We start from the raw sequence: 10,658 nt of genomic DNA, 5'->3' as shown, positions 1-10,658 counted from the left end.
CCATTTTTATTAATGAATTAAATCTGTTGCGCTGTTTTGCCCACCTAGATCATTAAGGTATTTATAGGTTATTTTATCAGGTGAAAATGAAAGTTTTCCTCCATTTTCAGCGGTTAATATTTCTGTTGATAATGGAGATACCATAGTTGATTTAAATGCAAATTTTTGTCCTGACGTATTAGTAGCTTCAAGTTGTGCAAATGACACAAAGAAAGGTGAGTCATTTTTAACTTTTATATTGCCATTACTTTCTTTTAAGAATGATATTTTTTTTTCGATATTATTTAGCTGAGAGACAATCGCTGTTGGACGATAGAATATTTTTAATCGATGATGCACAATAACCGTAAAGCTATTTCCTTCTTTTATATCTTTATTCAAATCTTTAGGAGGAATTTGCGCCACATTTAAATAGAAAATAGATTCTTTATCTTGTGGTAACCCTTCACCCGTATAAATTAATCGTGCATCTCTCCCTGTTTTAGGGTCGATACGAAAGACAGGAGGCTGAATAATAAAAGGAGCATCTGCATCATCTGGAGTTGAATTAGGATTATCTTTATCCGCCCATATTTGCATAATGTAAGGAATTTCATCGTTATTCATAAATTTTAAAACTTCAAAGCGTGAATCCGATGAATAAACAATACGTGTTTTTAGCATAGTGACACTAGAATACGATGCTGTGCTATAACTTAAAAATAATACGGCAATTAACATTATTATTTTTTTCATTATTTATCTTCCTCTTATATAAATAGAAAATGTCTCCTTTATATAAAGGAGACATATAAGCATTATTGATAAGAGATAGAGTACTGCACACTACCTTCTACTTTACCAGCTGTTGCAACATCATCTGCATAATAACGCACAGCATAATCATAAGATGCTGATTTTTCGTTTGCTTTTAATACTAAACCTTCGTTACCTACACCTGTTAAATCAATTTTGGTGCCTGTTTTTGCAGGATCAATAATTTCTAAGCTAACATTGTTATTTGTCGCAGTATTACCAATACGACCTTCTGTTGTCAGATTATTAGCAATAAAAATAGTTTTAATATTTGTATCTGTTGGTTTAGAACCTGTACAACCACTCACTGCGATTGTAAATGGTGTTTGACCTGCTGTTTTACCCGCTGTATCTAATGCAGTTACGGGTACTGTTGGTAATAAAACAACTGGAAGTGCTGAATTACCATTAACAGTTACAGTACAAGTTTCATCAGAAACTTCGCCTTGAAAACGAATGGTATTATCAGAAGCCGCATAAACTGTTGATGAAAAAACACCTGCGATCATCGCAGCAAGAAGCATTTTATTCATAATAAAACTCTCTCCGGTAATATATCTAAATAAGTTTATTTTTGGGTTTTGAATAAAAGAAAAGGCTGACACGAAATAATAATGGTTTAATAACCTTATTTCATGCTTATTACGTACTAATATTTAAGTATGCATGATTATCAACTTATTTACTCATAAAATGCAACTATCTTCATCGTGTATAGAGGTTAATACGTATCTATCTTTCGATTTTAAGCATATTCTTATAGTCTAAATACGACTATTACGCATTTTTTAACAAAAAAACGTTAAATTTATTAGGATTAATATTAAAAATAATATTAATTTACCTTAAATTGATATTTATCATTTTTAATAAAATATAATCAATAAATTCATTAACTACTTTTAAATTTACAAATAAAAACTTCCTGTTATTTATTTTATTACTGTGTAATTATTTATACCTCTATTTTCTTTCAGTGATATTCAAACTACATTAATCAAGATATTCGCTATATCATATTGAATATAACTATAAACTATTTGATTTATATTTATTAACTTATTAATAAAGTATAAGAATGACATTTAAAATAACGGTATTTTTTCACTTGTTATTATATTTTTATATTACCATTTATATATTTCTTTAATCTAAACGTAAAATATTCTCAAATTTATTTGCTTTCGCTTTACTTGGAGTGATAGAAATAAAAACAATATTTGCTGCCTTTTTTAATGAAATCTTATAATTTCCTATTGGTAACGAGATAATATCACCAGAACGATACAGTGGATCATCTGGCTCTAAATCACCTCCAGTGGTGTCCTCTCCAGCACCAATAAAGACTTTACCCGATGGACAGCTTATATTTATTTTTACATCAGGCTCTTCGATGTTGTCGCATAGATTTATTGTGTAAAAGCCATCATTACCTAACCCAATAAATACAATATTACCCTTGTTCATTTCCGCTAACTCATCATCTGGCATGCTCCACCAATCTGCTGTATCTGATTTTCTATGTCGGATCGCTTGTAAATCAAAAATGGCCAGAGTTGCTGTATCAGTCATAAAAGAAAACACGTTTGACATCTTAATGCTCCAAAAACAGTTCTGAACGTACCAAAATATTCTTTCTTTATATACTGCTTAATCATATAGGATTTTATCTATACAATTTAGCAAACTAATTCCCTATACTAGACTTATATTTTATGAATCAAAATGTAGCTTGAATACGTATATATACATGGACGGTCTTATGAAACTACAACTACTCCTTATCATCCTTTCCCTTTATGCGGTTTCCTCATTTTCAGCAATCGCGGCTTCAACTCAATGCACCGATACTGAAAAACAAACCAATATTGCCAATAACGATATTATATTACTCAGTTCTTATAACGGCCCTGTTAAATCAGTCACGATGACAAGCACCATCCCCCACGACGGACGTTTTAAAGCACTAAAAGGCGAAATTCACTTTGATGAATGTGGAGAATTATTGAAAAATAGCACATCAATGCAGGAGTATCTTGAAGGCAATGTAGAAACTAATTTAATAAGGACATTACCGAACAACCCTTCTGTTATTCGATATCAATTTCAAGTAAAAAATGCCTATGGCTCACATTCCATCTACATGCAAGAAACCTATCATAAAGATGAACAGAATCGGTTCAACAAAAAAGTCATTCAATATTACGCAGATGACGGCACTTTACTCGATACTATCACCAGCCAATTCGACTATAAAGATGGTCGCATTATCAAAGAAACTAGCAAATCATCTGATCCTACAACTGAGACTATCACAACAGAATACATCTATAATCCCCAAGGAAAACTACAATCCGTAATAGAAAACGGAAAAGTAAATGTAGAGTATCAGTATGATTCTGAAGGAAAAACTATCAAACAATCAAACTATATCAAGGGAATTAATGGAGAAGATAAAGCCTTTATCACGACTTGCCTTGAATGGGACAAATTTGCTAATTGTTCAAAAGAGGAGCTTGAAAGTACGATTAAATTTGATGATGAAGTGGTGAATTTTAGTAAGGCCATGCTTCATAACGAGTTTATTTATTACGAATAATATTTATATTATATTTTTCGTATCAAATTTAAGTTAACAATATAAAAATCAGACTATCTAAAATAGACTGGTTTTTTATGTTTATTACATATCTTCTTATCTGTGATTAAATACTCATCTACTATGCTTTCATTAAAAAACTATTTGTGTAAAACTACTTAAATCAATTAATGATGAATATGTGCTATAGCATGTTCTCTTTTAATAAAATTTAAGATGGCTCATTATATGAAATATCCATTATTTTTTATTTTCTCTTTATGTACGTTTTTTATTACACCGCCAGCTTCTGCAATGTCGATAAATTGTGATAAATCAGAAAAACAGGTAAATGCATCTAACAATATGTTCATAACGATTAATTTCAATTATGGACCAATAAAAACAATTACTACCACCAGCGAATTGCCTAAAGAAAGTCGGTTTAAAGCCTTTAAAGGCGAAACTCAATTTGATGAATGTGGAATTCTTACCAAATATAACTTTTCTACACAAGAATATATTCATGAGCATATTGAGACAAATCTTTTAAGAATGTCAACGCCTTATAATCTAAAATATAAATACCAGATAAAAAATCGCCATAGAACACACACGCTCTATTTAGTTGAATTTTATGGTAAAGACAATCAAAATCAGTTGATAGACAAAACATCTTATTTCTATGATTATGATGGCTCACTGATAGGAACTGATTTTGCTAAACTAAGTTATAAAGGTGATAAAATTTCAGCAGAAACTATTATTGAGTCTACTGCAGAAAATCAAGGTAATTCAATTCATTATATTTATGATGAACAAGGACGCCTTTTCAAAGCAATTGATAATGATGAGGTTACATTAGAATTCCATTATGGTAAAGATGGTAAAATTTTGCGCCAAATGCAAATATTCACCAGCTTATATGATGATATAAGAGAATATAACAATACATGCCGAGAATGGGATAAATATAATAATTGCTTAACATGGGATATGACAAGCGAAGTTAGAAAGGATGATAAAATCATCGATACCAGTACAGCAACTATATATAATAAATTTGAATATTATGAATAACTTACTTTTTATTAATAAAAACTCTTTATTTTGAATTAAACAAAAAAGGTCACTTTTTAAAAAAAGTGACCTTTTTAGCTAATACCTCTCTTTATTATGTATTACGATATTGAGCTTCAGCTTCATTAAAGCGTTGTTGGTTCTCTTTACTTGGTTCTTTACCCATTAAACTAATCACAACGATAGCGATAGAGGCAAAGATAAAACCAGGAATAATTTCATATAACCCAAACCATTTATATTGCATCCACACTAGTACGGTTAAAGCGCCAATCAACATTCCAGCAAATGCACCATTACGGGTCATGCGCTTCCACAGTACAGAAATGAGGATCACGGGACCAAAGGCGGCACCAAAACCTGCCCACGCGTTACTGACTAAATCAAGCACCTTATTGTTAGGATCACGCGCTAAGAAGATTGCGATAATTGCCACTAATAACACCATGCCACGCCCTACCCAAACTAGCTCTTTTTGGCTCGCACTTTTACGGATAAATGGCTTGTATAAATCTTCAGTTAATGCACTTGCACAGACTAATAATTGACAGCTTAGTGTACTCATTACCGCAGCTAAAATTGCAGACAATAGAATACCTGCGATCCATGGATTAAACAGCAGAGAAGCCAATTCCATAAAGATACGTTCATTTTTAGCTGTTACAGCACCCGCTTGTGCCGGATTCATTTCAAAGTAAGCAATACCAAAGAATCCAACCGCAACAGTTCCTCCTAAACAGAGGATCATCCATGTCATGCCAATACGACGAGCTTTGCGAATAGTTTGGTTAGAGTCAGCCGCCATAAAACGTGCAAGGATATGAGGTTGTCCAAAATAACCTAATCCCCATGCTAATAACGAAATAATGGCTATAAAATCAAGGCCTTTGAACATATCCAAATAAGATGGATCTTTTGCTTTAATGATGGCAATAGAAGTATCAATACCACCTACTGAGAAAATAACAATAATAGGTGTCAGGATCAGAGCAAAAATCATTAAAGTCGCCTGAACAGTATCAGTCCAACTTACAGCAAGAAAACCACCTAAAAAGGTATATGCAATCGTTGCAAGTGCACCATAAATCATCGCTTCGTGATAAGGAATATGGAACGTAGATTCAAACAGCATGCCACCCGCAACCACGCCAGAAGCACAATAGATAGTAAAGAAGGTAAGAATAACTAACGCTGAAATGATACGTAGCATTTTGCTTTTATCATCAAAACGCGATGTTAGATAATCAGGCAACGTTAATGCATTATTGTTTTTTTCAGTTTGCAAACGTAAACGCCCAGCAACTAAACGCCAGTTTAACCATGCTCCTAAACAGAGCCCGATAGCTATCCAACTTTCTGAGATACCTGCAAAAAATACCACGCCTGGTAATCCCATTAATAGCCAGCCACTCATATCTGAAGCACCCGCTGAAAGTGCAGTAACAAAACTACCTAACCGTCGTCCCCCTAAAATATAATCATCAAAGTTTTTTGTTGAGCGATAAGCTAGATAGCCAATAAAAAGCATACCCAGAATATAGATCGTAAATGTAATTAGCATTGGCGAAGTTAAGGCCATAATTGCAGTTCTCCATAAATCTGTTTCCGATCATTGGTATGCTTTTGACTTGTACAGGAACGTTGCACTTCGTTGCGCATTAATGATCTTTTCAGTTTTTAATTAAAATAATTTCTTACAGCAACAGATAAAGCATTCACATCAATCCTAGAATAGGTTAACTGCATTTAACAAGAAATTAACGTTTAAATGTTTAAATTTTGTTTATGACTTCACACTATTTGTCTTAATTCGAAGACATATTATAAACGTCAACATCAATAAAATAAATATAATATATTGATTTATATGCAAATAAATAGAAAAAAACGAATTACACTATTTTTAATCACCCACAAAACCTGACTACTTTCACATTATTTATAAATAAATTGTTAACAATGTTGCACAAAGTTGCAACATGAATGATATTAATAAAAATAACGGGTAACTGTATTTGTGAATTAGAAATAGAATATGAGGAGCACTGCATGAGTAGCACAACAATGGGTGTTAGACTTGATGAAGAAACCCGCAATAGATTAAAAGAAGCTGCACAAAAATTAGATAGAACATCGCATTGGTTAATTAAACAGGCTATTTTCGATTATCTAGAACAAATCGAAAATGATCAGGTTAATCTTGGTCACTCAACAGTTGCAGAGCAAGATATTGATGAAAGCACTGAAATACCAACCGCTCATTATCAGCCTTTCTTGGAGTTTGCTGAACATATTCACCCGCAGTCTGTTTTACGCTCAGCAATTACTTCTGCATATCGCACACCTGAAACTCAAGCTGTGCCTATGTTATTACAACAAGCAACCTTACCTGAAAATGAAGCCCAAGCAACGCATAAATTAGCCTATTCCATTGCCGAAAAATTACGTAAACAGAAAAATGGTGTTGGACGCTCAGGGCTGGTTCAAGGTCTATTACAAGAATTCTCACTTTCTTCACAAGAAGGTGTCGCCTTAATGTGTTTAGCTGAAGCTTTATTGCGTATTCCTGATAAAGCCACTCGTGATGCACTTATCCGCGATAAAATCAGTCATGGAAACTGGCGTTCACACTTAGGACAAAGCCAATCTATGTTTGTGAATGCAGCTACATGGGGATTATTATTCACAGGTAAATTAGTTTCTACTCATAATGAAGAAAAGCTATCTAACTCTTTAAATCGCATTCTCACCAAAAGTGGCGAGCCATTAGTTCGTAAAGGTGTTGATATGGCGATGCGTTTAATGGGTGAGCAATTTGTTACTGGTGAGTCGATTTCTCAAGCACTCGCAAATGCACGCAAACTTGAAGAAAAAGGCTTTAGCTACTCTTATGACATGTTAGGAGAAGCCGCATTAACAGAAAAAGATGCACAAGATTATCTAGTCTCTTATCAACAAGCCATCCACGCCATTGGTAAAGCCTCTAATGGCAGAGGCATTTATGAAGGCCCAGGAATATCTATCAAGCTTTCAGCATTACATCCTCGTTATAGTCGTGCTCAATATGAGCGAGTTATGTCAGAGCTTTACCCTCGCCTACTCTCATTAACGTTACAAGCAAAACAATACGATATTGGTATTAATATTGATGCAGAAGAAGCGGATAGACTTGAAATTTCACTCGATCTACTTGAAAGACTCTGTTTTGAACCTGAATTAGCCGGTTGGAATGGTATTGGCTTTGTTATTCAGGCTTACCAAAAGCGTTGTCCATTAGTTATTGATTATGTGATTGATTTGGCTCGTCGTAGCCGTCGTCGCTTAATGATCCGTTTAGTGAAAGGTGCCTATTGGGATAGCGAAGTAAAACGCGCTCAAATCGATGGGCTTGAAGATTATCCTGTTTATACTCGTAAAGTGTATACCGATGTCTCTTACCTTGCCTGTGCGAAAAAACTACTCGCATCACCTAATTTTATTTATCCGCAATTTGCTACACATAATGCACACACTCTGTCAGCAATTTATCATTTAGCGGGTCAAAACTATTACCCCGGACAATACGAGTTCCAGTGTTTACACGGTATGGGTGAACCACTTTATGCTCAAGTTGTTGGTAAAATTGCAGACGGAAAACTAGGCCGCCCTTGTCGTATTTATGCGCCCGTAGGGACTCATGAAACATTACTTGCCTATTTAGTGCGCCGCTTACTTGAAAATGGAGCTAATACATCATTTGTAAACCGAATTGCTGATACCACAATTTCTCTCGATGAATTAGTGGCAGATCCTGTCAAGGAAGTGAATAGAATGGCTCAAGTCGAAGGCCAAGTTGGACTTTCTCACCCTAAAATTCCTCTTCCTCATAAACTGTATGGTGATGAACGTAAAAACTCACCGGGCATTGATATGTCAAACGAACATCGCTTGGCATCGCTTTCTAGTGCCTTATTAACATCAGCAACTGAAAATATACATTGCGAACCTTTATTAGGTGATACGTTTAGCTCTTCGGAAAAAACACAAGAACCTCAATCTGTATTAAACCCTGCCAATCATGCAGATATTGTCGGTACAGTAAGAGAAGCCACAGAAGCCGAGGCAGATTTTGCCTTAACCATTGCTCAAGAAAAAGGTGAAATCTGGTTTGCAACACCACCAGCGCAAAGAGCTTCATTTTTGATCCGTGCTGCGGAATTAATGGAGCAACAAATGGGCCCTCTTATGGGAATACTAGTGCGCGAAGCAGGTAAAACTTACAGCAATGCGATTGCTGAAGTCCGTGAAGCCATTGATTTTCTCTACTATTATGCAGCTCAAGTCGCCCAAGACTTTGATAATAATACACATCGACCTTTAGGGCCTGTGGTTTGTATCAGCCCTTGGAACTTCCCATTAGCTATCTTCAGCGGGCAAATTGCGGCAGCTTTAGCAGCAGGTAATACCGTTCTAGCAAAACCCGCAGAGCAGACACCTTTAATTGCATCGAAAGCCGTTGCGCTTTTCCATCAAGCAGGTGTTCCTTCTTTTGCACTACAACTGTTACCGGGGCAAGGTGAAACCATTGGTGCACGTTTAGTCGCAGATGAGCGTGTTCGTGGTGTGATGTTTACAGGTTCTACGGACGTTGCTCATATTTTACAAAAGACCTTAGCTGGTCGATTAGACAGCGAAGGTCGCCCAGTGCCTTTAGTGGCAGAAACTGGTGGCTTAAATGCCATGATTGTTGATTCATCAGCATTAACAGAGCAAGTGGTAACTGATGTAATGGCATCCGCTTACGATAGTGCAGGTCAGCGTTGCTCTGCTTTACGTCTGTTATGTATTCAAGAAGAAGTGGCTGAAAGTACTATCGAGATGCTTAAAGGTGCAATGGCACAAGCAACAATGGGTGATCCAAGTTTACTATCTACAGACATTGGCCCTGTTATCGATAAAGAAGCAAAATCAGGCATAGAGAAGCATATTCAATCTATGCGTACAACTGGCTTCGAGATTTATCAAGCATCATACAATAGTTTGTCAAAACACGCTGAAAGTAACAGTACCTTTGTTCAACCGACTTTAATTGAGTTAGATAAAGTCAGTTCATTGAAGAAAGAAATCTTTGGCCCTGTGTTACATGTTGTGCGTTATGCAAGCCAAGATTTACCCGCTTTGCTAGAAGAAATTAATGCAACAGGATACGGATTAACAATGGGCGTTCATACACGTATTGATGAAACCATTGCTTATGTTGCCTCAAATGCCAAAGTAGGAAATTTATACGTTAACCGCAATATGGTCGGTGCAGTTGTGGGTGTTCAGCCTTTTGGTGGTGAAGGATTATCGGGTACAGGTCCAAAAGCGGGCGGTCCTGTTTATTTATATCGCTTATTATCTAAACGTCCTGAAAATGCCGCAACGCAAACACTAGCACGCCAAGATGAAACACTTCCTCTTGATACTTCTATGCGTAATACGTTATTACAGACATATCATAAATACATGGAATGGCTATCAAACAAAGCGGATAAACCACACTATGAAGCTTTAGAGAAATATGCCCTTGCATCCCAAGCTGGAACACTGCGTGTATTACCGGGACCTACTGGCGAACGCAATACTTATCAATTAGTTCCTTGTGGCCATGTACTGTGTATTTCCGATAACGAGCAAGATGCATTGACTCAAATTGCTGCTGTTCTCGCCTCTGGTTGTCATGCCATTGTCGTTAATAGCCCATTCTCACAAAAAACATATCGTGAATTACCTGATATTGTCAGAAAAGCCATTACATTGACTGAAAACTGGAATGATGAGTCACTAAAAATAAATGCTGTGATTTATCATGGTGATGGTGACCAATTACGTGAAACTTGCCAGAAAATTGCTCAACGTAAAGGGGCTATAATTTCTGTTCAGGGGTTCTCTCGCGGTGAAACGGGTATATTGTTAGAGCGTTTATTGCATGAAAGAGCATTAAGCATTAATACTGCGGCAGCTGGAGGTAATGCAAGCTTAATGACGATTAGTTAATTATCCCTTCTCTTTCTCTCCTTGTCTTTGAGACCACCTTTAAAGTCTGTTTTCTTAAAGGTGGTTTTTTCTTTTATTGCCCTATTATTTCTAAAGAGATAGTCAAGAGAGTTATTTTTTTAATGCTGTGACTGTTCTCACTCTTTTTATATTTACTATTCGCGACAAATTATTTTAGTAAATATAC

General features: G+C 35.6%; 7 protein-coding genes. 3 read left to right on the top strand and 4 right to left on the bottom strand.

Annotated elements, in window-relative coordinates; genetic code table 11:
* Positions 1–9 precede the first annotated feature (9 nt).
* The 3 genes from DK857_RS05035 to DK857_RS05025 all read right to left on the bottom strand — a co-directional run bounded on the left by DK857_RS05035 (position 10) and on the right by DK857_RS05025 (position 2,388).
* Complete coding sequence (locus DK857_RS05035; RefSeq protein WP_109394023.1) at positions 10–735, bottom strand: fimbrial biogenesis chaperone; 726 nt, start codon at positions 733–735, stop codon at positions 10–12.
* Positions 736–797: 62 nt separating this feature from the next.
* Positions 798–1,328, bottom strand: coding sequence for a fimbrial protein (locus DK857_RS05030; RefSeq protein WP_109401707.1), 531 nt, complete (start codon positions 1,326–1,328; stop codon positions 798–800).
* Positions 1,329–1,941: 613 nt separating this feature from the next.
* Positions 1,942–2,388, bottom strand: a complete 447-nt coding sequence (locus DK857_RS05025) for a DUF6386 family protein (RefSeq protein ID WP_109401706.1) — start codon at positions 2,386–2,388, stop codon at positions 1,942–1,944.
* Between the two features lie 157 nt (positions 2,389–2,545).
* On the opposite strand from DK857_RS05025, the gene DK857_RS05020 reads away from it, so the two are divergent.
* Complete coding sequence (locus tag DK857_RS05020) at positions 2,546–3,394, top strand: hypothetical protein (protein ID WP_109401705.1); 849 nt, start codon at positions 2,546–2,548, stop codon at positions 3,392–3,394.
* Positions 3,395–3,622: 228 nt separating this feature from the next.
* A complete protein-coding gene (locus tag DK857_RS05015) occupies positions 3,623–4,453 on the top strand; it encodes a hypothetical protein (RefSeq protein ID WP_109401704.1) in 831 nt (276 codons plus the stop codon).
* Between the two features lie 94 nt (positions 4,454–4,547).
* Here DK857_RS05015 and putP read toward each other — a convergent pair whose 3' ends face one another.
* Positions 4,548–6,032: a sodium/proline symporter PutP gene (gene putP, locus DK857_RS05010; protein ID WP_109394027.1), complete on the bottom strand. Its 1,485-nt coding sequence runs from the start codon at positions 6,030–6,032 to the stop codon at positions 4,548–4,550.
* Positions 6,033–6,502: 470 nt separating this feature from the next.
* Here putP and putA point away from each other — a divergent pair, with 470 nt between their 5' ends.
* Positions 6,503–10,471, top strand: coding sequence for a trifunctional transcriptional regulator/proline dehydrogenase/L-glutamate gamma-semialdehyde dehydrogenase (gene putA / locus DK857_RS05005; RefSeq protein WP_109401703.1), 3,969 nt, complete (start codon positions 6,503–6,505; stop codon positions 10,469–10,471).
* Positions 10,472–10,658: the final 187 nt, after the last annotated feature.

Source organism: Proteus terrae (assembly GCF_003144325.1).
Lineage (GTDB): Bacteria > Pseudomonadota > Gammaproteobacteria > Enterobacterales > Enterobacteriaceae > Proteus > Proteus terrae.
Note: the sequence above shows the minus strand (reverse complement) of the source record. Positions and strands in the feature narration are given on the sequence as shown.

Bases quoted from the DNA above. Each gene is read 5' to 3' on its own strand.
- DK857_RS05020 (WP_109401705.1), top strand. From the start codon at position 2,546: ATGGACGGTCTTATGAAACTACAACTACTCCTTATCATCCTTTCCCTT.
- DK857_RS05015 (WP_109401704.1), top strand. From the start codon at position 3,623: ATGAAATATCCATTATTTTTTATTTTCTCTTTATGTACGTTTTTTATT.
- putP (WP_109394027.1), bottom strand. From the start codon at position 6,032: ATGGCCTTAACTTCGCCAATGCTAATTACATTTACGATCTATATTCTG.
- DK857_RS05025 (WP_109401706.1), bottom strand. From the start codon at position 2,388: ATGTCAAACGTGTTTTCTTTTATGACTGATACAGCAACTCTGGCCATT.
- DK857_RS05035 (WP_109394023.1), bottom strand. From the start codon at position 735: ATGAAAAAAATAATAATGTTAATTGCCGTATTATTTTTAAGTTATAGC.
- DK857_RS05030 (WP_109401707.1), bottom strand. From the start codon at position 1,328: ATGAATAAAATGCTTCTTGCTGCGATGATCGCAGGTGTTTTTTCATCA.
- putA (WP_109401703.1), top strand. From the start codon at position 6,503: ATGAGTAGCACAACAATGGGTGTTAGACTTGATGAAGAAACCCGCAAT.